This window comes from Falsiroseomonas oleicola (genome assembly GCF_019029495.1).
Classification (GTDB): Bacteria; Pseudomonadota; Alphaproteobacteria; order Acetobacterales; family Acetobacteraceae; genus Falsiroseomonas; species Falsiroseomonas oleicola.
In genome coordinates, this window is record NZ_JAERQM010000011.1 from 15,975 (window position 1) to 39,172 (window position 23,198).

Below are 23,198 nucleotides of genomic sequence, written 5' to 3' on the forward strand. Positions count from 1 at the left end.
TTCCCGGGGGATTTAGCCCGGCAGGACGCCCGCGCCTACTCCGCCCGTCCCCCGCGAGGTCATTCGGCCGGGGCCGGGTGGTGCGGCGCGCGCTGGGCGTTTTCCAGCTCCGCCAGCTTCTGCGCGATGGCGCCGATCGGCTTGGTGAAGGGCGCCAGCAGCAGATACAGCGCCGGTACGGCATAGAGCGTCAGGAAGGTGGAGAAGGTCACGCCGCCGACGATCACCACGCCCAGCGCCTGCCGGCTTTCCGCCCCCGCCCCCGTCGCCATGGCCAGCGGCAGGGCACCGAAGGCGGTCGCGATGGAGGTCATCAGGATCGGCCGCAGCCGGGTGACGGAGGCCTCCAGCACCGCGTCATGCACCGTCAGCCCACGGTCGCGAAGCTGGTTGGCGAATTCCACCACCAGGATGCCGTTCTTCGCCATCAGCCCGATCAGCAGCACCAGCCCGATCTGGCTGAAGATGTTCAGCGAAAGCCCGGTGAAATGCAGTGCCAGCAGACCACCCGTGACGGCCAGCGGCGTCGACATCAGGATGATGAGCGGGTGGATGAAGCTCTCGAACTGCGCCGCCAGCACCAGGAACACCACGAGCAGCGCCATGGCGAAGGTGACGTAGAGCGCGCTGGAGCTTTCCTTGAATTCCAGGCTCTGGCCGCGATAGCTGATGCGCGCCTCCGGCGGCAGCACCTCCCGCGCCACGCCTTCCATGAAGGCCAGCGCCTCGCCCAGCGTATAGCCCGGGGCGAGCGAGGCGCTGATGGTGATGGCGCGCACCCGATCCTCCCGCGCCAGGCTCTGCGGCCGGGCGCGTTCGGACAGCGTCACCACGTTCGACAGCGGCACCAGCCCACCCTGGGAGGAGCCGGCGCCGGCGATCAGGCCGAGCGCGCCGCCATTGCTGGTGCGGACGAAGATGTTCTGCAGGTCATAGGGGCTGGCGCGGTCTTCCTCCCGCGCCTGGAGCAGGATCTTGTACTCCTGCCCGCCCTGGACATAGGTCCCGACCTCCCGCGAGCCCAGCATCGTCTCGATGGTGCGGCCCATGGACTGGATGGAGACGCCGAGCTCGGCGGCCTTGCGGCGGTCGATCTCGACGCGGATTTCGGGCTTGGTCTCGCGGTAGTTGCTGTCGAGGTTCAGCAGGCGGGGATTCTGCCGGGCACGTTCCAGGAAGGCGTTGCGCCATTCCACCAGCGTATCGTAGCTGGTGCCGCCGATGACGAACTGCACAGGCGGCTGGAAGCCGCGCTGGCCGAGCGAGGGGGGGTTCAGGGCGAAGGCCCGCACGCCGGGAATGCCGAGCAGCCCCGGCATCATCTCCGCCGCGATCACCTGCTGCTTGCGCGACCGCTCATGCCAGGGGGCCAGGCGCATGAAGATATTGGCCTGGTTGGCCTGCGCCGGGCGCTGGAAGCCGCCGACGGTCGCGAACAGGGAGGCGATCTCCCCATTGTCGACGAAGGGCTGAAGCACCCGCTCCACCCGCTCCACATGCTCCTGCGTATAGGTGAAGGAGGCACCCTCGGGGCCGGTGGTCGGAATGATGATGACGCCGCGATCCTCGGTCGGCGCGAATTCCTTCGGCAGGATGGCGAACAGCAGCACCGCCAGCCCGGTCAGCGCCGCGACGGCGCCCATGGTCAGCACCGGCGCGGCCAGCGCCCGGCGCAGGGTGGTCCGCAGCAGCCAGTTCATGCCGAGGAAGAAGGGCTCGGTCCAGCGCACCAGCCGGCTATCGCCCTCATGCGCGCGCAGCAGCTTGGAGCACATCATCGGCGTCAGCGTCAGCGCGATGAGGCCGGAGAACAGCACGGAGGCCGCCAGGGCGAAGCCGAATTCGGTGAACAGCCGCCCGGTATTGCCGCCCATGAAGGACAGCGGCACGAAGACCGCGATCAGCACCAGCGTGGTTGCGATGACCGCGAAGGCGATCTCCCGCGCGCCGCGGATGGAGGCGAGCAGCGGCGCCTCCCCCTCCTCGATCCGCCGGTGGATGTTCTCCAGCACCACGATGGCATCGTCGACCACCAGGCCGATCGCCAGCACCAGCCCCAGCAGGGTCAGCACATTCAGCGAGAAGCCCAGCGCCGACAGAGCGATGAAGGAGGCGATGATGGAGACCGGGATGGCGACGGCCGGGATGATGGTGGCGCGCCAGGACCGCAGGAAGAAGAAGATCACGACGACCACGAGGATCAGCGCGATCATCAGCGCGTGCTGCACCTCATAGATCGACTGGGCGATGAAGGTGCTCTCGTCATAGCCGATCACCACCTCGACGCCGTCCGGGATGGAGGCGCGGATGCGCTCCACCTCCGCCTTCACGCCATCGGCGACCGACAGCGTATTGGCGGTGGACTGCCGCAGGATGCCGAGGCCGACGCCCGGCCGGCCGTTGATGCGATAGCCGCCGCGCGTATCCTCCGGCGCCACCTCCACCCGCGCCACATCGCCCAGCAGCACCTGCCCGCCGCCGGAACGCGCCAGCACCACCTGGCGGAACTGGTCCGGATGGCTGATGCGGGTGTCGGTGCGCACCGTCAGCTCGCGCGCCGTGCCCTCGATGCGGCCGCCCGGCAGCTCGATATTCTCGCGGCGGATCGCATCCTCGACGTCCTGCACGGTCAGGCCGCGCGCGGCCAGCGCCTGGCGGTCCAGCCAGATGCGCATCGACGGCTTGCGTTCGCCCAGCACCAGCACCTGGGCCACGCCCTCGACGATGGCGAGCTGGTCGGCGAAGCGGCGGCGGGCGACCTCGGTCAGCTCCATGCCGTTGAGCTGGTCGGAGGTCAGCGCCACCCAGAGGATCGGCCGCGCATCGCCATCCACCTTCTGCACGACGGGCGTATCCGCCTGGTCCGGCAGCCGCGCCAGGGCGCGGGCCACACGGTCGCGCACATCGTTGGAGGCGGCATCGACATCCCGGGAGAGCTGGAATTCGATGGTGACCTGGCTACGCTCGTCGCGGGAGAAGGAGGTCATCACCTTGATGCCCTCGATCCCCGCCACCGCCGCCTCGATGATCTCCGTGATCTGGGTGTCCACCACCCCCGCGGAAGCGCCGAGATAGGTGGTGGTGATGGAGACCACCGGCGGGTCGATCGCGGGATATTCGCGGATCGGCAACTTCATCAGCGCGGCGAGGCCGAGCACGATCAGCATCAGGCTGATGACCATGGCGAAGACCGGTCGCTTGATCGAAACGTCCGAGAGCACCATCGCACGGCTTCCCTGGGCTGTCCTGGCACGGGCCGCATCGCTGGCGTCCCGGAATGGCAGGCTGCTGAAAACGGAGGCGTTCTGTCACCGATCCGGGCGCCGATCCGAGGATCAGGCCCGGATCAGGCGGGGATCAGGACGTTGGGCGGGTCATCGTCTCGGTGATGCGCACCGGCGCGTCGTTGCGCAGGCGCTGGATGCCGCGCACCACCACCGGCTCCCCGGCCTCGACGCCCGAAAGCACCTCCACCTCGCCGCGCAGCCGCTGGCCCAGCCGGACCTCCACGCGCTTGGCACGGTTGTCGCGGATGACATAGACGAAGCTGCGGTCGCCCAGCGGGTCGATCGCCTCCTCCGGCATCAGCAGGGCATTCGTGCGGGTGGCGAGTACCAGCTCCACCGTCATGAACAGGCCGGGCTTCAGCGCCTCATCCGCATTGTCGAATTCGCTGATGACGCGGACGGTGCGGGTGGTGGTGTCGATGCGGGTGTCGATGACGGAGACGGTGCCGGTGAAGGCGCGGTCGCCGAAGGCCGCGCTGCGGGCGGTGACCGTGCTGCCGACACGCACCCGGGCCAGGAACACCTCCGGCACCGAGAATTCCACGCGGACCTTGGCGATGTCGTCCAGCGTGGTCACCACCGTGCCCGGCTGCACCAGGGCGCCGACGCTGACCTGGCGCAGGCCGACGCGGCCGGCGAAGGGGGCGGCGATGCGCGCTTCCTCAAGCCTCGCGGCGGTCTGGCGCACCCGGCCCTCGGCCTGGCGGGCCTGGGCTTCCAGGGTTTCCAGGCGCTGCGCGGCGATCGACTGGCCCGGCTGCAACTGCCGGGCACGGGCGGCCTGGCTGCGGGCGTCGTCATACTGGGCGCGGGCCTGGTCCAGCTCCGCGCGCAGCGCCGCCGCCTCCAGGTCCACGAGCTGGTCGCCGGCGGCGACGCGCTGGCCTTCCTCGAAGCGGATATTGGTGACGATGCCGCCGACCTTGGCGGTGATGGTCACCGCGTTGCGCGCCCGGACGGTGCCGACCGATTCGGTGCGGTCCACCACCTGCCCGGTCCGAACCGGTGCGACCGCGACGCCGACCGGACCACCCGGGCCGCCGCGCTGCTGTGCCGTCGGCGCGGCCGCTTCCAGCCCGACCAGGGCCAGCGGCCGAGGCAGGCCGAATTGCTCGCCGTAGATGTGCCACGCCGCTCCGGCCCCGACGATCAGGGCCATCACGGCGAGCTGGGAGGATGTGCGCATGCGACCCCGATTCTCGCCAGGCTTGCTTCTCCCCCGGCGCCATCCGCCGGGAAAGACTCCGTTACCCTTCGTCACCGACAGCGAGATCACGGCGACGGGATGGCCCGCTCGCCAGATGACCCACGATCCGGAATTTTACAAGCTGTCGTCGACGAATGCATGCCCCTGGCATGCAAATGTCATGCCTTCCGCCGCACCCCTTCCCGAGAGGCCCGCGCCGCGCCAATCTCCCGCCCTCAGGGGCAGGAGTGAAGCCGATGCGTGCCATCTTCGTCATGGTGAAATGCGAGATGGGCCAGGCCTATCGCGTGGCGCGGGAAATGGCGGATGGCATTCCGGAATTGTCGGAAATGCACTCCACCAGCGGGCAGTACGACCTGCTGGGGAAATTCTACCTGGAACCGGACCAGGATATCGGCCTGTTCGTGGTGGAGCGGGTGCAGAGCGTGCCGGGGGTGAAGGACACCTACACCCTTCAGACCTTCAACGCCTTTTCCAGCGGCAAGGGCTGAACCGGGGGGCAAGGGGGCGCGGGACTCGAAACCATTCGAAACATCCGCCCCACCCGCGACACAAAGTGGCCCTTCGCCCGCCGTGGAAGATGACCATATTGCAAGGCGTCGGAGGAATCACACCATGCGCGTACTTCCTGCCCTTGCCCTCGCTTCCGCCCTGATGGTCGGCGCCTGCCAGAATCCGGACGGGTCGGTGAACGTCCCCGCCTCCATCGCCCTCGGCGCGGGCGCGGCGCTGGGCGTTGCAGCCATCGCCTCGGCGAACAACAACAACAACCATGGCCATTACGGCCATCGCGGCGGCTATTACGGCCGCCCCTCCTATGGCTATTCGCGGCCCTATTACGGCGGCGGCTACAATCGCGGCTACCGCCGCTGGTGAAAGGGCCTGGGGCGCCTCAGCCCCAGCTTGGGATCAGCCCCAGGTGCGGAAATGCGGCATGCCGGAAATCGGCGGCGCCGCCTTCAGCGCCGCGATGTCCGGCACCGGGCGCATCAGGCTGGCATCGCCCGCCACGGCGGCCTCGATGGCGGCAGCCACCGCCATCACCTTGGCGTCGCCACCGCGCGGACCCACGATCTGCAGGCCGAAGGGCATGCCGGCCTCATCCACGCCCAGCGGCAGGCTGATGGCGGGATGGCCCACCAGCGTCACCGCATAGGCCAGCGACAGCCAGTGGAAATAGGTGCGGGTCGGCTGGCCGTCGATCTCGGCCGGATACAGCTCCGTCCAGGGACGCGGGCTGATGGTGATGGCCGGGCTGATGATGACGTCGTGGTCCTGGAAGAACTGCTGCCAGATCCGGTAGATGCGGGTCTGCTCGCTGGCGGCGCGGGCATAGTCGGCCAGGCTGTAGCGCAACCCCTCCTCCACATTGGCGATGACATTGGGGCCGACATCCTGCGGCCGGGTCCGCACCTTCTCGGCATGGCTGGCGATGAAGCTGGCGGCGCGCAGGATCTCGAAGGCCTCGTCGGTGCCACGGCAATCGGGGGTGGCTTCCTCCACCCGGCCAAATAGCGGGCTCAGCGCGGCGACGCGGCTGGCGAAGACGCGGCGGATATGCTGCTCGGTGGGCGCGAAGCCGAAATCGGGCGTCGCGGCGACGCGCAGGCTGCCGAGGTCGACGCCCATCGGCGGATACAGGTCGCGGTCGCCGCCGCGCACCCGGCGGCCCGGCAGGGTATAGGCCAGCGGGTCCAGCGCATCGTCATCCGCCATGGCCGAGAGCAGCAGCGCCGCATCGGTGGCCGTCCGCGCCATCGGGCCGAGCACCGGCAGCGCCGACCAGCCATGGCCGCGCCGTTCCGCCGGAACCAGGCCGGGCGAGGGCCGATAGCCGACGATGCCGTTGAAGGCGGCCGGATTGCGGAGCGAGCCGCCGGTGTCGCTGCCCGAGCAGATCGGGAACATGCCGCAGGCCAGCGCGACCGCGGAGCCACCGGAGGAGCCGGCCGCGGAGCGCGTCGGGTCGAAGGCATTGCCCGTGGCGCCATAGACGATGTTGCGCGTATTGGCGCCCGCGCCGAATTCGGGCGTGTTGGTCTTGGCCGTGACGATGGCACCCGCCGCGCGGATGTTCGTCACCATCGCCTCATCCCGCGTCGGGATATGGTCCTTGAAGATCGGGCTGCCCCAGGTGGTGCGCAGGCCCTTGGTCTCCTCCAGGTCCTTGATGCCGATCGGCAGGCCATGCAGCGGGCCCAGCTTCTGGCCGGACATGACGGCCGCCTCGGCCTCCTTGGCGGCGGCGCGGGCGCGGTCCTCATCGAGCGCCACGACCGCATTCACCGCATGATTCACCGCCGCGATCCGGCCGAGGCAGCTTTCCAGCAGTTCCACCGGCGAGAGCTTGCGGATACCGATCAGGCGGCGGGCTTCGACGGCAGTGAAGTCGCAGGGTTCGGTCAAGATCAAAAAACTCCCGATTCGCCGCACTCACCGCTTACCAAATCGATTAAGCAATGAATGGCAGACATCAAATTTCCGTGTAGACCACTAAGTATCTGTATGCCCTGTGCTTTCAAGTATCTTCTTGACGGCTCAATGGCCACCGCTCTCGTTTGCCATTGATTATTGCATCGAGTTTTTGCACGCGGTCACAGAGTATCTGGACGACCACCCAAGCGAAAGGTGGTCCCGATGAGTGCCCCGAATCCCAAGCACAACCGCAAATCCAGCAAGCCAGTCCTCAAGGCGGTGACTAAGCCCGACGTCTGGGCAAAGGCCCGGAGCGTGATAGCGCTGGTGCGCGAACTCCTCCTCCTGGCAACGCTCATCTTGTCGCTGTTGTCCGGACGCACTTCACGTCCGGACTCTGAGTCCCAACAGGCCAACCTACTTCGCGAAACCTGTAACCAGCAGGAATGTGGCGTTGAACTTGAGTGACTCAGTAGCCCATCGCGCAGCCATCCTTGCGCGGGTCGGAGCCACCGACCAGACAGCCGCGGGCGCGGTCGATCAGGATGGCCTGGCCGCCGCCATGCGGCTTGTCGATCAGCGCCACCTCATGGCCCAGGCGGTTCAGCCGGTCGATGACGCTGGCCGGGATGCCGCGCTCCACCTGCACCTTGCCCTGGTAGGGGAAGAGGCGCGGCGCATCGAGGCTTTCCTGCACGTCCAGGCCGTATTCGAAATGGTTGGCCAGGAACATGGACTGGCCCATCGGCTGGTAGTGCCCGCCCATCACGCCATAGGGCATGATCGCCTCGCCATTCTTCATCACCATGCCGGGGATGATGGTGTGCATCGGGCGCTTGTCCGGCGCGATGCAGTTCGGGTGACCTTCCTGGAGGCGGAAGCCGAAGCCGCGGTTCTGCAGCATGACGCCGGCCTTCTCGGCGAAGATTCCGGACCCGAAACCCTCAAACAGCGAGTTGATGAAGGAGCAGGCATTGCCGTCGCGGTCGACCACCGAGAGGTAGACCGTGTCCTTGTGCTTCTGCCAGTCGGCATGGCCGGCCTCCGGCAGTTCCGCCATCGCCTTCTCGTCGCGGATCAGCTTGGCCAGGTCGGTGATGTAGTTTTCGGACAGCAGCTTCGCCAAAGGCACCTCGACCTGGGACGGATCGGCCAGGAAGGCGTCGCGGTCGCGATAGGCGAGGCGCGCGGCCTCGATATGGCGGTGGAAGCGCTCGACGCTGAGCGGGCCCTGCTCGACGGTACCGAGCTTCTCGATCATGCCGAGGATCATCAGCACCAGCAGGCCGCTGCCGTTCGGCGGGCACTGGAACACCTCCATGCCGCGCCAGGCCCGGCTGATCGGGTCGACGAATTCGGCGACGGTGGCGCCGCGGGCGAAATCCGCCTCGGTATGGGTGCCACCGGCGGCGCGGAGGGTCGCGACCATGTCGGCCGCGATGGCGCCCTCATAGAAGGCCTTGGCGCCATGCTTGCCGATGGCGCGCATGGTGGCGCCGAGCATCGGGTTGGTGAACTTGTCGCCCAGCTTCGGCGCCGCGCCGTCCTTCAGGAAGTATCTGGCCGCGCCGGGGTGCTTCGCCAGCTTGCCGACCGAGGACTCCCAATCCACGGAGACGCGGCCGGACAGGAAAAAGCCTTCCTCGGCGTAGCGGATGGCCGGCGCCAGGATTTCCTCCAGGCTCTTGCGGCCATGCGCCTTGTTCAGCGTCTCCCAGGCCGAGATCGCGCCGGGCACGGTCACCGAATGGGCGGAGGTCGGCACCATCGCCGTCAGCCCCGCCGCCCGCAGCGCCTCCGGCGTCGCACCCATCGGCGCGCGGCCGGAGCCGTTCAGCGCGATGACCTTGCCGGTGCCGGCCGGGGCATACAGACAGAAACAGTCGCCGCCGATGCCGGTCGATTGCGGCTCCACCACGCCGAGCACGGCGCAGGCGGCGATCGCCGCATCCAGCGCATTGCCGCCCGACCGCAGGATATCCAGCGCGGCGAGCGTCGCCTGCGGCATGGAGGTGGCGGCCATGCCATTGGCGGCATAGACGGCGCTGCGGCCGGGGGCGTGGAAATCGCGCTTCATGCTGGGTGACCTGTGCGAATTGTTGACAGTGTTTTGACGCCGGAGCGGCCGCCCGGCAAGACAGAGGGGGGCAAGCCAGGCCCTATTGGGTCAGGAAGCCGCCATCGATGACCAGGCTGGTGCCGGTGACCATGGCGCTGGCGGGGCTGGCCAGGAAGACGATGGCGCCCATGATGTCCTCGACCGTCATGATCCGGCCGAGCGGCATGCGGCGGATCTGGCTGGTGCGGATTTTCTCATCGGCCAGGAAGGCCTGGGTCAGCGGCGTCTCGACGAAGCCGGGCGCCACGGCATTCACCCGGATGCCCTTGGGGCCGAGCTCGAAGGCCATGGCCTTGGTCAGCCCCTCGATGGCGTGCTTGGTGGCGGTGTAGACGCTGCGATTGGCGCCGGCGACATGGCCGTTGACCGAGGACAGGTTGATGATGGCGCCGCCTTTGCCCTGCTCGGCCATGCCCCTGGCCACGGCCTGCGCCACGGTGAACATGGCGCGGATGTTGAGGTCCAGCAGCCGGTCCAGCGACTCATCCGGCACGTCCAGGAACGGCTCCCGGATATTGGTGCCGGCATTGTTCAGCAGGATGTCGAAGGGGCCCGAGGCCTCGACCAAAGCGCGCACCGCGTCCCGGTCCGTCACGTCGAGCTGCGCGGCGCGGGCGGCATGGCCGGCCTCCCCGACTGCGGTCGCCGTCTCCTCCAACTCATCCAGGCTGCGGGCGGCCAGCACCACATCGGCGCCTGCGGCGGCCAGGGCCACGGCGCCGGCGCGGCCGATGCCCTTGCTGGCCCCGGTGACCAGGGCGCGCAGCCCATCCAGGCGGAAGCTGGGGGTGACAGGGAGCATCTTGAGGCCTCCTCGGACGCATGCTTATGCCCCAGCCCATGCGCCGGCCGCCCGGATCGCGCAAGACCCAGCAACCCGCCCTTCCCCGCCCCCACGCCACACTGTAGGAATGGGCATGGACCAGATCACCTATGCCGATTTCGAGAAGCTCGACATCCGCGTCGGGACCATCATCGATGCGCAGCCCTTTCCGGAGGCGCGCAAGCCCGCGATCAAGCTGTGGGTCGAATTCGGCCCGGGGATCGGGGTGAAGACCTCCTCCGCCCAGCTCACCGTGCATTATTCGCCGGACCGGCTGATCGGCCGCCAGGTGATGGCCGTGGTGAACTTCCCGCCCCGCCGCATCGGCGGCTTCGAGAGCGAGATCCTCGTGCTCGGCGTGCCGGATGAAAATGGCGCGGTGGTGCTGCTGAAGCCTGATCTGAAGGCGCCCGACGGCGGGCGGATGTTCTGACCAACCCTATGCCTGCAGGAAAATGAGAGAATGGCGCCGCGCTACTACACGGTGACCTGGGACCAGCTGCACCGCGACGCCAAGGCCCTCGCCTGGCGGCTGGTGGAGCTTGGCCCCTGGAAAGGCATGGTCGCCATCACCCGGGGCGGCCTGATCCCGGCCGCGATCATCGCCCGCGAGCTGGATTGCCGGCTGATCGAGACGGTGTCCGTGGTGACCTATGACGAGGAGCATCGTGGCCAGCCCCAGGTGGTGAAGCCCCCCGCCGCCGCGCTGGACAGCCAGGGCGAGGGCTGGTTGCTGGTGGACGACCTGGTCGATACCGGCACCACCGCGCGGCTGGTGCGCGCCATGCTGCCGAAGGCGCATTTCGCGACGGTCTATGCCAAGCCCGCCGGCAACCCGACGGTGGACACCTTCATCACGGAAGTGTCGCAGGACACCTGGATCCTGTTCCCCTGGGACACGGAGCCGCAGTTCATCGCGCCGATCGCCAAGGCGCATGCCGGGAAGTAGCCTCTTCCGGGCGGGCGCGTAGCGCCCGGATATCCCGACCGGGTGGCTGTCCGAACAGCCGGCCATATTCGCGGGTGAACTGCGGCACGCTCTCATAGCCCACCGCGAAGGCCGCATGGGCGATCGTATCGCCCTCCGACACCAGCCGGCGCCGCGCCTCGATCAGGCGCAGCTGCTTCTGGAACTGCAGGGGCGTCAGGCTGGTGGCCGCGCGGAAATGCGCGTGGAAGGCGGAAAGGCTCATCCCCGCCGCCTCGGCCAGTGCCTCCACCCGCAGCACACCGGCATAACCCGCCCGGATCACGGCGACGGCGCGGGCGATGCGCCGCGCAGGCCCGTCCGGCAGGCCAAGCGCGCGGATCGCCCCGCCATGGCGGCCCGACAGCAGCCAGAAATGCAGCTCCCGCATCAGCGATGGCGCCAGGATGGGCAGGGCCGACGGGCGCTCCAGCAGGCGCATCAGGCGCAGCGCCGCCTCCGCCACCTCGGCTTCCGTGGCATCCACCGAGACCTTCCGGCCAGCCTGGCCCGGAGCCGGGCCCATCTCCGAGACCAGCGCCGCGATCATCGCCAGGTCGAGGTCCACGACCAGGGACAGGTAGGGCATGCGGGCGGAGGCCCGCGTCACCTGGCTGACCGTCGGCACATCCGCCGTGATGAGCAGCGATTCCCCCGCGCCGAAGTCGAAGCTGCTGCCGCCCATCGTCACGCGCTTGTCCCCCTGCAGCACGATCGCGACCAAGGGGTTGGAGATGGCGTATTGCAGCGCCGTCGGCTGCATCTCGCGCAGCACGGTGAGGCCGGGCATCGCGATCCGCGCGATGCCGTCCCGGCCATGGCGCTCCGCATGCGACCGCGCGGCCGCGACCAGGCTGTCGATCATCCTGGGACCCTAGGCCCGGCGCGCATCTTCGGGCAAGCCATCCATACGATCAGGAACCTATACCGGCGCATCGGCGGAGCAGATCGGGAGAATCAGGCAAGACTGTGCGAGCATCGGGCAAGTCGCGATGGCCGGGCAACGGCATATCTCGGGCCGCCACATCACCCACTGCATGGAGCCTTCCGATGCCCGCCATTACCCTCGTCACCGGCGCCAGCCGCGGCCTCGGCCGCAACACCGCCATCAGCCTCGCGCGCCGGGGCGGCGACGTGATCCTGACCTATCGCGGCGGGGCCGAGGCCGCGCAGGCGGTCGTGGCCGAGATCGAGGCGCTGGGCCGCCGCGCCGTCGCGCTCCAACTCGACGTCACCGACATCGCGGGCTTCGCCGGCTTCGCACAGACCCTGCGCGCCGCGCTGCGCGACATCTGGGGCCGGGACAGCTTCGACCACCTGGTGAACAATGCCGGCCAGGGCGAGATGGGCAGCCTGGCGGAGACCACGGAAGCGCAGTTCGACGCGCTGTTTGCCACCCATGTCAAAGGCGTGTTCTTCCTGACCCAGGCGCTGCTGCCCCTGCTGGCGGATGGCGGGAGGATCGTGAACTTCTCCTCCGGCCTCACCCGGGTCTCCTTCCCCGGCTTCTCCGCCTACGCGGCGGCCAAGGGCGCGGTGGAGGTGCTCAGCCTCTATATGGCCAAGGAGCTCGGGGCGCGCGGCATCGCGGTGAATACCGTGGCGCCCGGCGCCATCGAGACCGATTTCCTCGGCGGCGCCGTGCGCGACATGCCGGACCTCAACCGCGAATTCGCGGCGATGACCGCGCTCGGCCGCGTCGGCGTGCCGGACGACATCGGGCCGATGGTCGCCAGCCTGCTCGGCCCGGACCATCGCTGGGTCAATGCGCAGCGCATCGAGGTCTCGGGCGGTCAGAGCATCTGAGCGCGGCCCCCCATGCGTTAGGACAGATGCGTCAGAAGGAGGGAATCTCCTCCTTCGCCACCAGCACCTTGTCGACGCGGCGGCCGTCCATATCCACCACCTCGAAGCGCCAGCCGGACCAGGAGATGCGGTCTCCCTCCTTCGGGATGCGCTGCAGCAGCGCCAGCATCAGCCCGGCGACGGTATGATAGGTGCCCTCCTGCGGCAGATCCGGCAGGTCGAGCCGCGCCTTCAATTCGTCGGAGGGCATCATCCCCTCCAGCAGCAGGCTGCCGTCGTGGCGCACCACGGTCGGATGGTCGGAATCGTGCTGCGGCGCGCCCAGCTCGCCGACGATGGCCTCCAGCAGGTCGGAGGCGGTGACCACCCCCTCGAAGCTGCCATATTCGTCCATCACCAGCGCCATGCCGATCGGGTCGCCGCGCAGCCGTTCCAGCGCATCGAGCGCCGAGAGCGTGTCCGGCAGCACCCGGGCCTGGCGCAGCGCACGCGCCACCGACATCGGCGCGCCTTCCAGCAACTGGTCGAGCAGATCCTTGGCGGCGACCACGCCAACCACATTGTCCACCCGCCGGTCGGCGACGACAAAACGGGTGACGGAGGAAGCGCGCAGGCGGGCGGCGATATCCTCGGGGGAGGCCGTGCGGTCCAGCCATTCCAGCTCGTTGCGCGGCGTCATCAGCGCACGCACCGGCTTGTCGGCCAGGCGCAGCACACGCTCGATCATCTGGCGCTCCTCGGCCTCGATGGCGCCGGAGGTCGCGCCTTCCGCCACCACGGCCTTCACCTCCTCCTCCGTGATCTGGTTGGCGCTGACATCGTGCTTGCCGAACAGGCGCAGCACGAAGGCGGAGGAGTTGGAGAGCAGCCAGATCACCGGGCTGGTGATCTTCGACAGGCTGGAAAGCGGGCGCGCGACGAGCACGGCGACGCGTTCCGGATTGCGCAGCGCGAGCTGCTTCGGCACCAGCTCGCCCAGGATCAGGCTGAGATAGGTGATGGCCATCACCACCAGGGCGAAGGCCACTTCCCCGGCCGCCGTGCCGATCATCGGGATTTGCGCCAGCACTTCCGCCAGCACCGCGGCCAGGCGGGCGCCACCGAAGGCGCCGGCGAGGATGCCGACCAGGGTGATGCCGACCTGCACGGTGGGCAGGAAGCGCTGCGGATCATCGGCCAGGGCCTGGGCCGCCGTGGCACCCTTGTGGCCGCGGCGCGCCATGGCGCTGAGGCGCATGCGGCGCGAGGAGACGATCGCCAACTCGCTCATCGCGAAAAGGCCGTTGAGCAGGACCAGCAGCAGGATCAGCAGCACTTCGAGGCCGATGGCCATCTCGTTCATGTTCTCCGGATGCGGGGCGAGGTGGTGATGTAGCGCCCGCGTGGCACCAACGAAACCGTTGATGATGGGGCGACTCGCGCCTGGGGCACGCCCAATCATGGCAAAATCGTGGCGCGCAATGAACGGTCTCAAAAAAATTTGTGTTGTGTTAATAATTGGATTTGTTAAGGTCCTGGCAATACCTTCCCGCTTTGGAGGCAATCCATGCGCCAAGATGAATCGACCCTCGCCAGCCTGCCCCAGGGCGATGCCGCGATCCTTCCTTTCCCGAACAGCGCCGAGCGCCGTTTGCGCGTTGCACTACGCAATCTGGAGGCCGCACTCGCCGAGCAGCGGGCCGCCATCGCCAGCTTCCGGCATGAGCTTTCCGCCCTCGGCACCGCCGTCGCCGGCCTTGGCGACAGCACCCAGGCCTTGCAGGACCGCCTGCATGACACGGCCGAGGATACCGCGCTGGCCCGCGAGGCCGCGCTGCGCCTGCAGACCACCGCCGATGCGATGATGCGGGTGAATTGAGGCTTCCGCCGAAACGGCGCTTGCCGCCAAGCTCCGGCGGATTGTAGTAAAGCTACAATTCAACGGAGGACAGGGTGCGCGACCGGATCGCCCACCTGCTGGACCGGCTCAGCCCGGCCGAACGCAAGGTTGCGGAACTGGTCACCGCCGATCCGGCGGCGACCATGAACGCGACCCTTGCCACCCTGGCGCGCAATGCCGGGGTCTCCGAGCCCACCGTCATCCGCTTCTGCCGCTCCCTCGGCCTCGATGGCTTCGCCGATCTGCGCATGGCCCTGGCGCGGGCGGAGGGTGTCGGCACGACCCGCATGCACCGCCGAATCGGTCCGGGCACCCCGGTGCCGGAAGCCGCCAGCGCCGTCTTCGACACCGCCATCCTCGCCTTGGGCGAGGTGCGGGACCGCATGGATGTGGCGGCGATCGAGCGCGCCGCCCTCGCCTTGGTCCGCGCCGCCCGGGTCGAGATCTGGGGCTATGGCGCCTCCGCCGCCGTGGCGCAGGACCTGGCGCACAAGCTGTTCCGCATCTGCCGCGGCGTCGTCGCCCGCGCCGATCCGCACATGCAGGCCATGGCCGCCGCCACGCTGGATGGCGATGCCGTCGCACTCTGCATCTCCCATACCGGGCGGAGCCGGGAGATCGTGGAGGTCGCGGTGCTGGCCGCCGCCGCCGGCGCCACCGTCATCGCCCTCACCCATCCGGGATCGCCTCTGGCCAGCCACGCCACGCTCGTGATCGGCTGCGAGGTGGATGAGGATACGGCGCTGCACACGCCCATGGTCTCCCGCCTCGCGCACCTCGTGCTGGGCGACGCGCTGTCCGTCGCCGCCGCACTGCTCTCGCCGCCGGCGGCGGGGGAGCGGCTGGGGCGCATGAAGGCCGCCTTGCAGCAGCGGCGGATCGCGCCGTGAAGCCGCCAGCCAACCGGGAGACACAGCCATGACGACCCATCCTCTTCTGCCAATGCTGCGTGCGGCGCGCGTCATTCCCGTGGTGCGGACCACGGATTCCCGACTGGCGGCACTCGCCATCGAATGGCTGCGCGGCGCCGGGCTGACCATCTTCGAGATCACCATGACGGTGCCCGACGCCACCGGCCTGATCCGCGCGCTCTCCGCCGACCCGGCGCTGACCATCGGTGCCGGCACGGTGCCGGACCGCGCGACGGCGGAGGCCTGCCTCGCCGCCGGGGCGCGCTTCCTGGTCTCGCCCTGGGTCGATGCGGAGGTCGCGGCGGCGGCGCGGGCGGCCGGCGCGGCCTCCATGCTCGGGGCGATGACGCCGACCGAGGTGCGCGCCGCGCTGGCGGCCGGCGCCGATGTGGTGAAGGTGTTTCCGGCCAGTTCCGCCGGCGGCCCCGGCCATGTGAAGGCTTTGCGCTCGGTCTTCCCGGATGTCGCCTTCTGCCCGACAGGCGGCGTCGATGCCCGCAACGCGCCGGACTACCTGGCGGCCGGCGCCGCCTTTGTCGGCATCGGCGGCCGGCTGGTGGATGAGGCGCTGCTGGCGCGCGGCGACCGCGCCGCGGTGGAGGCCGCGGCGCGCGACGTGCTCGGCCTGCAACAGGCCTGAGGAGGCTGACCGCCATGCCCGACATTCTCTGCCTCGGCGAGCCCATGCTGGAATTCAACCAGCAGCCCGGCGGCCCCGATGGCCGCAGCCTGTACCTGGAGGGGCATGGTGGCGACACCTCCAACGCCGCGATCGCCGCCGCGCGCAGCGGCGCGGAGGTCGGCATGATCGCCCATATGGGGCAGGACCGGCCCGGCCAGAGCTTCGCCGAGCTCTGGGCGATGGAAGGCGTCGATACCGCCTGCGTGCAGACTGACCCGGAGGCGCCGACGGGCATCTATTTCGTCAGCCACGGGCCACAGGGCCACGACTTCACCTTCTACCGCAAGGGCAGCGCCGCCAGCCGCATGCGGGTGCGGGACGTGCCGGAGGAGGCGATCCGGCAGGCGCGGATCCTGCATCTGTCGGGCATCAGCCTCGGCATTTCCGAAAGCGCCTGCGACGCCGCCTTCCACGCCATCCAGGTGGCGCGGAAGGCGGGGGTCAGCGTGTCCTTCGACACCAATCTGCGCCTGCGCCTATGGCCGCTGCGCCGCGCCTCCGCCTGCATCCATACCGCGGTCGGCATGGCCGACATGGTCTTCCCCTCCTATGACGATGCGGTGCTGCTGACCGGGCTGAAGGATGCGGAGGCGATCGCGGATTTCTACCTGCGGCTCTGCCCGCTGGTGCTGCTGAAGCTGGGGGCGGAGGGGCTGCTGGTGGCGACGCGGGAAAGCCGGGCGCGCGTGCTGGGCTTTCCGGTCCGGGCGGTGGATGCGACCGGCGCGGGCGACACGCTGGCCGGCGCCTTCATGGCGCGGATCGTGGCCGGCGACGATGTGTGGGAAGCGGCCCGCTACGCCAATGCCGCCGCCGCCCTGTCCACCACCGGCTATGGCGCCGTCGCGCCGATCCCCACGGCGGCGGAGGTCCTGGCCTTCCTGGAGATGCAGCGGAACTGAGCCGGGCCTCGCGCTAGGGCCTGTGGACAGTTGGGGCCGTGATGCGGCCGGCGAGGGGTTTTTCGTGCTGGGAAGGAAGCCAGCGGAGCCGATGGCTATCCATCGGCGAGCATGGCTGACGAACCCAGCGCGGAAAAGCACCGCCGGACGCGCCCGCAACCCAACTGTCCACAGGTCCTAAACCCCGATCATCGGCAGAACATGGGTGGCGGACTTCTCCCCCACCGCGCGCAGGAAGCCGCAGCGCTCATAGAAGGCGAAGGCAGAAACCGGCGCCCTGACGCGCAGCCGCGCATAGCAGAAGGCGCCGGCCTGGAGCGCGACCGCATCCAGCAGCGCCCGACCGACTCCGCCCCTTCGCCCCGGGCGCAGCACATAGAGCCGGCGCACCCGTCCGACATGGTCCTGCGGCAGGTAGGGGTCCGCCGTCAGCCCGCAAATGCCGCGCAGCGCCGGACCCGCATAGGCGGCGAACAGCGCCTGGCCTGCGCCCTCGAAACGCAGCGCATCCTGCTGCCAGTCCTCCCGCAGCACTTCCAGCATACGCTGTCCGTCACCGAGGGCATCGGCCGCCAATTGTTCGAAATCATCGGGAAGGTGCGCGATTCGCTCGATGCGAATCGGCACGCGTGTGGCGCCCCCAAGGGGTCGGAGTTGGCTGAGCAACGGGGAGGTCGCCTCCAGCGGGGTGCGCCCGCTTCATAGGCGGGCACCGCCCCAGGCGCCAGTCCCGTTGCCGTTACAGGGTCCTGCGATTGTCCCCCGGCCGCAGCCGCAGGCCGGGGCGCAATTTGGTGAAAGGCAGCGTTGCCGGATCGGCCACCACTGGCCCGGGCGCGGCGACCACCAGCACCGCCTCCGCGATCGGCTGGAAATCCGCGCGGAAATGGACGCTGGATTTCAGCGCCAGGATGCGCTGGGCGGAGGGCTCGATGCCGACATGGCGGAACAGCGCCTGGTCATAGGCCTGCATCTTCCGCGATGTGACAATCACGCGAATGCCCGGCTGCGGGCTGATGAGCGCCGTGGGACCGAGGTCGGCGATATTGCCGCCGGCCATCGGGCCGGTGCAGGTGAAATGGCCATCGGTCAGCGTCAGCACCCGCGCGGTGACGGCCAGCGGCGCGCCATCGGATTTGCCGCCGAGGCTGAGCGTGACCACCGCCCCCTCCCCGGCCGCATGGCAGGCGGCGGCGCTTTCGGCGTCGTTGATCAGCGCCAGCACGGCGCCTTCCGCCTTCTGGCGGATCAGTTCCGCCAGCAGGCCCGTGGTGTCGCCATGGCCGCCGCCGCCGGGATTGTCCTGGGTATCCGCCATCACTACCGGGCGATCCGACGTCATCGCCAGCGCGATGGCCTTGGCGACGCCGGCATCGGCCTCATGGATATCCGGCGCGAAGGCGGATTCGCGCGCGGCGAGATCGGCCAGCAGCGCCTCCGCCGCCGCATCGGCGCTGTCCTGGTCGGCCGCGAAGGCGGCGAAGCCGGCGCCGCAATCGGCGAAGTCGGCATAGGGGAAGCCGAAGCACAGGCCGAGTTCGGCGACGCCCGTGCGCGCCGCGATCTCCGCCCGCGCCGCCATGGCATCGGCCATCGGCGGCACCAGCGTGCATTGCCCGGTGATGGGGATCAGGTAGTCCAACTGGCGGAACGCCTTCGCGAAGGGCCGGCCGAGCGCGATGCGGTCGAACAGCAACTGCATGGCCCGCGCGCCGGCCTCCTTCATGTCGACATGCGGATAGGTGCGGAAGGGCGCCAGCGCGTCGGCATGCTGCACCATCGCCGCCGTCAGGTTGCAATGCGGGTCGAGGCTGGCGGTGATCGGCACGTCCGGGCCGAGGATCGCGCGCGCGCGGCGCAGCAGTTCGCCTTCCGCATCCGGAAAATGCTCCGCCACCATGGCGCCGTGCAGGTCGAGATAGAGGCCATCCAGCGGCCCTTCATCGAGTGCCGCCTGAAGGTCGTGGAAGATCAGCGCGGCGAGACGCTCAAAGGCCTCCGCCGTGACCGGGCCGGCCGGATTCGCAAAACCCCAGGACAGCGGGGCGATGGTGACGCCCGCTTCCTCCGCCACGCGGATGGCGCCGGCGGCGGGCACGGCGGAGGGGCGCAGCGTGTCCAGCAATGTCGCCGGGCGTTGCACCGCGGGCCAGCCGCCGGGCGCGAGAAAATCCGCCCAGCGCGTCGGGATCGGGGCGAAGGAATGGCTTTCATGCAGGAAGCCGCCGATGGCGATGCGCATGGGCTTGGAGAACTCCGAACAGCGAGGCGTGAAGCCTGCCAGCCCCAAGGCTGAGTGGGAAGGCGGGCCGGGCTGCGGCATGCTGCGCGGCGATTCGAGGAGAATGCCGATGTCCGACGATGCGCTGCGCCAACCCCTGCCGACGCAGGTGCCCGCCCCGCTGCGCGATGTGCCCGTGCCGGGCGGCAGCCTGGCCTGCTGGGACACGGGCGGCGACGGGCCGGCGGTGATCCTGCTGCATCCGGGCACCGGCAGCCATGCGGTCTGGCCCTATCAGCAGCCGGTGCTGGCGGCGGCGGGTTATCGCGTCATCGCCTATTCCCGGCGCAGCCATCTGGGGTCCCCCGCCACCGAGGACCCCGGCTGCGCGGCCGAGGACCTGGCGATTCTCATGGATGCGCTGGACCTGGCGCGGGCGCATCTTGTGGGCTGCGCGGCGGGCGCCATCGTCGCCTGGGATTTCGCGCTGGGCTTTCCGGAGCGTGTCGGCCGGATGGTACTGGCCTGCACCCATATGGGGCTGGAGGATCCGGACTACGCCGCGCTCAGCGCCAGCCTGCGGCCCGCCGGCTTCGCGCAGATGCCGGGCCATTTCCGCGAGGTCGGGCCGAGCTACCGCGCCGCGAACCCCGAGGGCACCGCCGCCTGGCTGGCGCTGGAACATGCGGCGATTCCGGGCAAGCGGCAGGAGCAGCGCCGCATGCACCGGCTGGACATTTCCGGGTTGGGCCGGCTGGTGCCACCGGTTCTCTTGATCGGCGGCGATGCCGATCTGTGGGCGCCGCCCTCCGTCTTCCGGATCTTCGCGCGGGCGATTCCCGGAAGTGAGTTGGTTATTCTGTCCGAGTGCGGCCATGCGGCGCAGTGGGAGCAGCCGCAGGCCTTCAACGCGGCGGTGCTGGGGTTTTTTGGGAGGGAGTAGGTCCCAAACCACCCGGCGCCTCACGCGTTGCCCCCGGAAAGGCTGAGAGGGACGCTGCCGGCATGACGAAGACGGATGGGCACGACGCCTATATTGCCGCCGCACCGGCGCCGTTCCGCGCCGCGCTGGTCGCGCTGCGTGCACAGCTATCGCAGGCCCTGCCGGACGCCGAGGAAGTCATCAAGTACGACATGCCCGGCTTTCAGATCGAAGACAAAATCATCGCGGGCTATGCGGCATTCACCAGGCAATGTGGACTGTATGTCGACGCGGGTGCCATCGCCGCCCATGTCGACGAGATCGCTTCCGAGAAGCTCAAGGCCACCAAGACCGGGGTTACCTTCTCGGCCAGCAGGCCAATCAGCGGTGAACTGGTTGCCAAACTGGCAGCCAGTTCGCGCAGCCTGAATGGTTTTTAGCGCTTCGCCACACCCGCCGTCGCCAGCACCGCATCGGCCACCACCAGCAGCCCGGCCTCCGCCCATTCCGGCGTGATGCTCTCCGCCTCGTTGTGGCTGATGCCGCCATGGCAGGGGGTGAAGACCATCACCGTCGGTACGCGCCGCGCGCAATAGACGGCGTCATGGCCGATGGCGGTCGGCATTTCCTGATACGCGATCTTCCGCGCCACGGCCGAGTCCCGCAGCCGGTCCACCAGCGGCGTGGCGAAGGGCGTGGCGGGCGAGATCCAGAAGTCCTCCACCGCCACCGTCACGCCGCGCCGCGCGCCGATCGCCGCCGCCTCCCCACGCAGCACCGCCGCCAGGGCGGCCAGCTTGTGCTCGTCGTCATGGCGCGTATCCAGGCTGAACCACACCTGGTCCGGCACCACGTTGCGGCTGTCCGGATGCACGGTCAGGCGGCCGACCGTGGCACGCGCGCCGGCCGACAGCGCGGCTTTCTCGATGGCGAGGATCATCTCGGCCGCCCCCATCATGGCGTCGCGCCGCCCGGCCATGACGCTGCCGCCATGCGCGTTCTCGCCGGTGACCGTCACCTCGAACCAGTGCTGCGCGAGCGCATGGGTGACGATGCCGATATCCAGGCCGAGCTTTTCGAGTTGCGGCCCCTGCTCGATATGCACCTCGAAATAGGCTTCGAGCTCCTGCAAGACGGCGGGATCGGCCGACCCCGCCCAGCCAATTCGCGAAAGCTCCGCGCCGAATACGGCGCCGGCGCTGTCGGTCTTCGCCAGCACTTCGGCCTCCGGAAAGATGCCCATCGCCGCGCCGCTGCCCATCATGGGCGGGGAGAAGCGCGCGCCTTCCTCATTGGTCCAGTTGATGAGCATGACGGGCGCCTCCGTCTCGATCCCCGCCTCCTCCAGCGCGCGCAGGATTTCGAGGCCGACCAGCACGCCCAGCACGCCGTCGAATTTTCCTCCAGTAGGCTGCGTGTCGAGATGGCTGCCGATGGCAACCGGCTTGCGCGACGGATCGCGCCCCGGCCGCGTCAGCGCCATGTTGCCGACGCGGTCGAGCACCAGCGTCGCGCCCGCCGCCTCCGCCTGGCGTTGCAGCAGCGCCCGCGCCTCCCCGTCCAGATCCGTCAGCGTCTGCCGATTGTTGCCGCCCTTGGCCGTGGCGCCAATTCGAGAAAATTCCATCAGGCTGTCCCACAGCCGGGCGCCGGAGGGTTTGAAATTGCTGGTCATGCTGACGCCTCCACGCCACACCATTCGGCCATGGTGATCGCGATGGTCCGGGTGATGTCGTGCATCGAATCCATGCCGACGCTTTCGTCGATGCCGTGGATGTCCTGCGCATCCGGCCCGAAGCAGGCCACGGGCGTGTCCTGGTACAGGGCGAAGAAGCGCCCATCGGTGAGCCCGGTCGCGGGATACTTGCGCAGTTCATGGCCGGTGAGATCGGCAAAGTTCGTCATCGACGCCTGCACGATCTCCGCCTGCATGTCGAAGACGCAGGGATCGGCCATGAAGCCCTTGAATTCGAGCTTCACCTTGGCGCCCTTCAGCGCGCCATCGCCGCGCGCCGATTCCACGATGCGCTCGATATCCGCACGCACGCTGGCCGCTGTATTGCCCATCATCACGCCGACCCGCAGGCCGAGCGTGGCGCGCGTCGGCACCGAGGAATTCCACTCGCCGCCCGTGAAGGTGCCCAGGTTGACGTTCACCGGGTGGTTCACGCCGCGAAAGCTGGGATGGATCAGCTCGCCCCGATTCATGTCGCGCTCATAGGCTTCGAAGCGGGTCCAGATGGACATCGCCGCCTCCACCGCATTCACACCCGCCTGCTTGTCCCGCACATGCGCAGGCCGCCCCGTGACGGTGACCCAGGCCCAGACCACGCCGACCTCCGCGCTGTACATCGCCGGCAGGCCGGGGCCGGGCTCGGGGATGATGACGGCATCCGTCTTCGGCATCGCCAGCATGCAGGCCAGCGCGCCATTGCCGGTGCATTCCTCCTCGATCACCGACTGCATCTGCACCTCCGCCGCCGGCTGCAGCCCGGCGAGCTTCAGCGCGCGGAAGGCGGTGACATACGAAAGAATACCGGCCTTCATGTCGCCGGCGCCGCGGCCATACATGCGGCCGCCGCGAATCTCCGGCGCATAGGGCGGCGTGGTCCATTCATCCTCGGCGCCTTCCGGCACCACATCGACATGGCCCTGCAAGGCCAGCGACCGTCCCTTCACGGCGCGCGGCCGGTGAACGGCCACGACATTGTCGCGCCCCTCATAGCCGATCAGCGGCGGCGAGAAGCCGGGATGGCCGGCGAGCGCGGCGGGGTCCGTCGGCACGCGCTGCGGCGTGAGGCCCAGACTCTCATAGACCCGCGCCATCTCGTTCAAGGCGGAGGCCTCGTTGCCGAGGGTGGAGGGGCAGCGCACCAGGCGCATCAGCCCCTGCTCACCCTCCCCGCGCAGCGCGTCACAGGCATCCAGGATGGCGCGGCGGGCGCCCGGGTCGAGTGTCATGCATACCTCAGCCATGTTGCGGCGGAGTCGAGCCGCTTCCGCGCCGGCTGTCCAGCCGCGCATGGACAAGCGCGCATGGACAAGCGCGCACCGGCA

At 69.1% G+C, this 23,198-nt stretch carries 22 protein-coding genes; 11 read left to right on the top strand and 11 right to left on the bottom strand.

Annotated elements, in window-relative coordinates; all coding sequences use genetic code 11:
* Positions 1-59 precede the first annotated feature (59 nt).
* On the bottom strand, positions 60-3,224 hold the full coding sequence (locus JJQ90_RS24965) for an efflux RND transporter permease subunit (RefSeq protein ID WP_216879017.1): 3,165 nt from the start codon (positions 3,222-3,224) through the stop codon (positions 60-62).
* Between the two features lie 133 nt (positions 3,225-3,357).
* A complete protein-coding gene (locus JJQ90_RS24970; protein WP_216879018.1) occupies positions 3,358-4,473 on the bottom strand; it encodes an efflux RND transporter periplasmic adaptor subunit in 1,116 nt (371 codons plus the stop codon).
* Positions 4,474-4,730: 257 nt separating this feature from the next.
* On the opposite strand from JJQ90_RS24970, the gene JJQ90_RS24975 reads away from it, so the two are divergent.
* Together JJQ90_RS24975 and JJQ90_RS24980 are read left to right on the top strand one after the other, a co-directional pair.
* Positions 4,731-4,985 carry an Lrp/AsnC ligand binding domain-containing protein gene (locus JJQ90_RS24975; RefSeq protein ID WP_216879019.1) on the top strand — a complete coding sequence of 85 codons (255 nt, stop codon included), beginning with the start codon at positions 4,731-4,733 and terminating at the stop codon, positions 4,983-4,985.
* 124 nt (positions 4,986-5,109) lie between these two features.
* The gene (locus JJQ90_RS24980) at positions 5,110-5,370 is read left to right on the top strand and encodes a hypothetical protein (RefSeq protein ID WP_216879020.1); all 261 of its coding nucleotides are present in this window, start codon (positions 5,110-5,112) and stop codon (positions 5,368-5,370) included.
* Positions 5,371-5,403: 33 nt separating this feature from the next.
* On the opposite strand, the gene JJQ90_RS24985 is transcribed toward JJQ90_RS24980, so the two are convergent.
* The 3 genes from JJQ90_RS24985 to JJQ90_RS24995 form a co-directional block, all read right to left on the bottom strand.
* Positions 5,404-6,900 carry an amidase gene (locus JJQ90_RS24985; protein WP_216879021.1) on the bottom strand — a complete coding sequence of 499 codons (1,497 nt, stop codon included), beginning with the start codon at positions 6,898-6,900 and terminating at the stop codon, positions 5,404-5,406.
* Between the two features lie 478 nt (positions 6,901-7,378).
* Positions 7,379-8,986 (bottom strand): gamma-glutamyltransferase, encoded by a 1,608-nt coding sequence (ggt, locus tag JJQ90_RS24990; RefSeq protein ID WP_216879022.1) that lies wholly within the window; start codon positions 8,984-8,986, stop codon positions 7,379-7,381.
* An 82-nt stretch (positions 8,987-9,068) separates the two neighbouring features.
* A complete protein-coding gene (locus tag JJQ90_RS24995) occupies positions 9,069-9,830 on the bottom strand; it encodes an SDR family NAD(P)-dependent oxidoreductase (protein ID WP_216879023.1) in 762 nt (253 codons plus the stop codon).
* 115 nt (positions 9,831-9,945) lie between these two features.
* Here JJQ90_RS24995 and JJQ90_RS25000 point away from each other — a divergent pair, with 115 nt between their 5' ends.
* A complete protein-coding gene (locus tag JJQ90_RS25000) occupies positions 9,946-10,284 on the top strand; it encodes a tRNA-binding protein (RefSeq protein WP_216879024.1) in 339 nt (112 codons plus the stop codon).
* A 30-nt stretch (positions 10,285-10,314) separates the two neighbouring features.
* Complete coding sequence (gene gpt, locus JJQ90_RS25005) at positions 10,315-10,800, top strand: xanthine phosphoribosyltransferase (RefSeq protein ID WP_216879025.1); 486 nt, start codon at positions 10,315-10,317, stop codon at positions 10,798-10,800.
* Here gpt and JJQ90_RS25010 read toward each other — a convergent pair.
* Entirely contained in the window at positions 10,763-11,683 is a 921-nt protein-coding gene (locus JJQ90_RS25010) for an AraC family transcriptional regulator (RefSeq protein WP_216879026.1), read from the bottom strand. The two genes, gpt and JJQ90_RS25010, sit on opposite strands and share 38 nt — an antisense overlap.
* A 185-nt stretch (positions 11,684-11,868) precedes the next feature.
* Between JJQ90_RS25010 and JJQ90_RS25015 the strand changes: the two genes are divergently transcribed.
* Entirely contained in the window at positions 11,869-12,624 is a 756-nt protein-coding gene (locus JJQ90_RS25015) for an SDR family NAD(P)-dependent oxidoreductase (protein WP_216879027.1), read from the top strand.
* 31 nt (positions 12,625-12,655) lie between these two features.
* Here JJQ90_RS25015 and JJQ90_RS25020 read toward each other — a convergent pair whose 3' ends face one another.
* Positions 12,656-13,957: a hemolysin family protein gene (locus JJQ90_RS25020; protein ID WP_216879121.1), complete on the bottom strand. Its 1,302-nt coding sequence runs from the start codon at positions 13,955-13,957 to the stop codon at positions 12,656-12,658.
* Between the two features lie 213 nt (positions 13,958-14,170).
* On the opposite strand from JJQ90_RS25020, the gene JJQ90_RS25025 reads away from it, so the two are divergent.
* The 4 genes from JJQ90_RS25025 (at position 14,171) to JJQ90_RS25040 (ending at position 16,998) form a co-directional block, all read left to right on the top strand.
* Positions 14,171-14,482, top strand: coding sequence for a hypothetical protein (locus JJQ90_RS25025; RefSeq protein ID WP_216879028.1), 312 nt, complete (start codon positions 14,171-14,173; stop codon positions 14,480-14,482).
* A gap of 74 nt (positions 14,483-14,556) precedes the next feature.
* On the top strand, positions 14,557-15,393 hold the full coding sequence (locus tag JJQ90_RS27580) for an SIS domain-containing protein (RefSeq protein WP_216879029.1): 837 nt from the start codon (positions 14,557-14,559) through the stop codon (positions 15,391-15,393).
* Between the two features lie 28 nt (positions 15,394-15,421).
* Entirely contained in the window at positions 15,422-16,054 is a 633-nt protein-coding gene (locus JJQ90_RS25035; RefSeq protein WP_216879030.1) for a bifunctional 4-hydroxy-2-oxoglutarate aldolase/2-dehydro-3-deoxy-phosphogluconate aldolase, read from the top strand.
* Between the two features lie 14 nt (positions 16,055-16,068).
* On the top strand, positions 16,069-16,998 hold the full coding sequence (locus JJQ90_RS25040) for a sugar kinase (RefSeq protein ID WP_216879031.1): 930 nt from the start codon (positions 16,069-16,071) through the stop codon (positions 16,996-16,998).
* 177 nt (positions 16,999-17,175) lie between these two features.
* Here JJQ90_RS25040 and JJQ90_RS25045 read toward each other — a convergent pair whose 3' ends face one another.
* Both JJQ90_RS25045 and JJQ90_RS25050 read right to left on the bottom strand, forming a co-directional pair.
* Positions 17,176-17,625 carry a GNAT family N-acetyltransferase gene (locus JJQ90_RS25045; RefSeq protein WP_216879032.1) on the bottom strand — a complete coding sequence of 150 codons (450 nt, stop codon included), beginning with the start codon at positions 17,623-17,625 and terminating at the stop codon, positions 17,176-17,178.
* Positions 17,626-17,737: 112 nt separating this feature from the next.
* Positions 17,738-19,240 (bottom strand): M81 family metallopeptidase, encoded by a 1,503-nt coding sequence (locus JJQ90_RS25050; RefSeq protein ID WP_216879033.1) that lies wholly within the window; start codon positions 19,238-19,240, stop codon positions 17,738-17,740.
* 109 nt (positions 19,241-19,349) lie between these two features.
* Here JJQ90_RS25050 and JJQ90_RS25055 point away from each other — a divergent pair, with 109 nt between their 5' ends.
* Both JJQ90_RS25055 and JJQ90_RS25060 read left to right on the top strand, forming a co-directional pair.
* Complete coding sequence (locus JJQ90_RS25055) at positions 19,350-20,162, top strand: alpha/beta fold hydrolase (protein WP_216879034.1); 813 nt, start codon at positions 19,350-19,352, stop codon at positions 20,160-20,162.
* A gap of 62 nt (positions 20,163-20,224) precedes the next feature.
* A complete protein-coding gene (locus JJQ90_RS25060; RefSeq protein ID WP_216879035.1) occupies positions 20,225-20,581 on the top strand; it encodes an iron chaperone in 357 nt (118 codons plus the stop codon).
* Here the strand turns inward: JJQ90_RS25060 and JJQ90_RS25065 are convergent.
* Positions 20,578-21,816, bottom strand: a complete 1,239-nt coding sequence (locus JJQ90_RS25065; protein ID WP_230410981.1) for a M20 family metallo-hydrolase — start codon at positions 21,814-21,816, stop codon at positions 20,578-20,580. The two genes, JJQ90_RS25060 and JJQ90_RS25065, sit on opposite strands and share 4 nt — an antisense overlap.
* A complete protein-coding gene (locus JJQ90_RS25070) occupies positions 21,813-23,102 on the bottom strand; it encodes an ArgE/DapE family deacylase (protein ID WP_216879037.1) in 1,290 nt (429 codons plus the stop codon). Before JJQ90_RS25070 ends, JJQ90_RS25065 begins: the two co-directional genes overlap by 4 nt.
* Positions 23,103-23,198 lie beyond the last annotated feature (96 nt).